General features: G+C 63.8%; 2 protein-coding genes. Both read left to right on the top strand.

The window, feature by feature from the left end; all coding sequences use genetic code 11:
* Window positions 1–2070 (top strand): acyltransferase domain-containing protein (locus AWC12_RS01175; protein ID WP_133054369.1); only part of this gene is annotated, 2070 nt, incomplete at its 5' end.
* Window positions 2067–2533 (top strand): beta-ketoacyl synthase N-terminal-like domain-containing protein (locus AWC12_RS01180; RefSeq protein ID WP_207576357.1); only part of this gene is annotated, 467 nt, incomplete at its 3' end. The genes AWC12_RS01175 and AWC12_RS01180, both read left to right, overlap by 4 nt.

The raw sequence follows: 2533 nt of genomic DNA on the forward strand, positions 1-2533 counted from the left end.
CCCCGACGACGCCGATTCGGGGTGTCCTCCTTCGGCATCAGCGGCACCAACGCCCACGTCATCATCGAAGAACCCCCCACCCCCGAGAATGCTTCAACCAATGAATCCCCGGTGGTGGCGGAGCTGCCGGTGGTGCCGCTGCTGCTGTCCGCTCGTTCAGACCGAGCGCTGCGCGCCCAGGCTGAGCGCTGGCGCGCTCACCTGGACAAGTATCCAGACATCACCACGCTAGATGCGGCATACAACGCTGCCAGAGGTCGCGCGCACCTTGACCACCGCGCCGTCGTGTGCGAACGCGACCGTGATGCCGTCCTCGAAGGACTCGGTGCGGTTGCTCAAGGTGAGCCTCACGATCATGTTGCACACGGTGTCGCCGCCCACGGACCTTTGGCCTTCGTATTCCCCGGTCAGGGTGCCCAGTGGCGCGGAATGGGGCTCGAGCTCTGGGACACCTCACCGACATTCGGCGCATCGATGGAGTCGTGCGCCGACGCACTATCGGAGTTCGTTGATTGGTCCCTGCGGACCGAGCTGGCTGGACCGCTGAAGCGCGTCGACGTCGTCCAGCCCGCGTTGTTCGCCGTCATGGTCTCGCTGGCCGCACTGTGGCGTGCCCACGGTGTCGAACCGTCCGCCGTTGTCGGGCACTCGCAGGGCGAAATCGCCGCGGCCCACGTCGCCGGAGCGCTGACGCTCGAGGACGCGGCGCGGGTGGTGTCGTTGCGTAGCCGCGCCATCGCAGACGAGCTCGCCGGCCACGGAGGCATGGCTTCATTGGCTCTCAGTGCGTCGGAGGCGGAGGACCGGATCGCCGCTTGGCGCGGTGAGCTTTCGGTGGCCGCAATAAACGGTGACCGCTCGACCGTTGTATCCGGCGACGTCCAGGCGCTCGAAGCGCTACTGGCTGAATGTGAGCGCGACGACGTACGGGCCCAGCGAATTGCAGTGGACTACGCGTCACATTCCGAACACGTTGACCGCATCGGCGAACGACTCATTGGCGAACTCGGCTGCATAAGACCCGAGGTTGAGCAGATACCGTTCTTCTCGACTGTTACGGGGACGCCGGTCGCCGGTCGCGATCTCGACGCTCATTACTGGCAGCAATCACTGCGCCGGCCGGTGCAATTCGTTCGTGCAACGCGCGCGCTGTCAGCTGAAGGCATAAGCGCCTTCATCGAGGTCAGCCCACATCCAGTCCTGACCTATGGGCTTCGGGAATCCTGTCCGGAAACCTCGGCCATCGGCACGTTGCGACGCGAGGACGGTGGGTTCACACGTTTCACCCAGTCGCTCGCCGAGGCGCACGTCCACGGCGTAGACGTCGATTGGAAGACCCTGGTGAACGGCGGGAAACCCGTAGCGCTTCCTACCTACCCATTCGAGCGTCGACGTTACTGGACCGTTCGGAAGTCCGCGGTCGGCGATACGACAGTCAGCAGCCTCAACGACTTTGGGCAGCCACTACAAACGGCGCTGGCTTCATCAGGCGGCGCGTCGTTCCCGGAACGTATTACGAGGTCGCCACTCAACCAACGCGAGGCGCTGGCACTCGATCTGGTGCGTACGCAAGCTGCCGCCGTGCTCGGGCATCCTTCGGCAGCGGCGATCAAAACGCATCAAAGCTTCAAAGATGTCGGTTTCAGTTCCCTCAGCGCGGTCACGTTGCAGGAGCGGCTAAGTCGGATCACCGACTTGCGCCTGCCACCAACAGTCGTATTCGATTACCCGACTCCTGTTCTGCTCGCACGCCACCTGGTTGGCCTGCTCACTCGCGAACACACCCTGGCGGCCAACTCCTCGGTCTCAGGCAGCGATGAGCTCGACAAGCTCGAGTCGATCGTTTCCATGATCGAAGGGAATTACGACGGCGGCGAGCGTGCCGAGATGCGTCTGCGCCATGTCGTCCGTCGCCTGCAGACCCATCTTGCCGGCAAGGCCGCGTCACGACCGCCGACCGGAGTCTCGGTAGACGACATCGAGGACGCGTCGGACCAGGAAATTTTCCGACTCATTGACGAGGGCTTCGGAATGCCCGAAACGCTCACCGAGGGAGGTCACGCAAGTTGACCGACGAGCACAAGCTGCGTAGTTACCTCAAGAAGGTGACGCGCGAGCTCCATGACACTCACCAGGCACTCCGCGAGTTGGAACGGCGCGCGCATGAGCCGATTGCGATTGTGGGGATGGGGTGTCGGTATCCGGGTGGGGTGGGTTCTCCGGAGCAGTTGTGGGAGTTGGTGGCTGGTGGGGTGGATGCCATCGGTGAGTTCCCGCAGGATCGGGGTTGGGATCTGGAGCGGTTGTTTGATCCGGATCTTGATCGGGCGGGCACCAGCTATACCCGTCATGGGGGGTTCTTGTATGACGCGGGTGATTTCGATGCGGAGTTCTTCGGGATCAGTCCGCGTGAGGCGTTGGCGATGGATCCCCAGCAGCGGGTGTTGTTGGAGGTGGCCTGGGAGGCGTTGGAACGGGCCGGGATCGCCCCGGACTCCCTGCGCGGCACCACCACCGGCGTCTACGCCGGAGT

It is taken from the genome of Mycolicibacterium iranicum (assembly GCF_002101705.1).
Lineage (GTDB): Bacteria > Actinomycetota > Actinomycetes > Mycobacteriales > Mycobacteriaceae > Mycobacterium > Mycobacterium iranicum.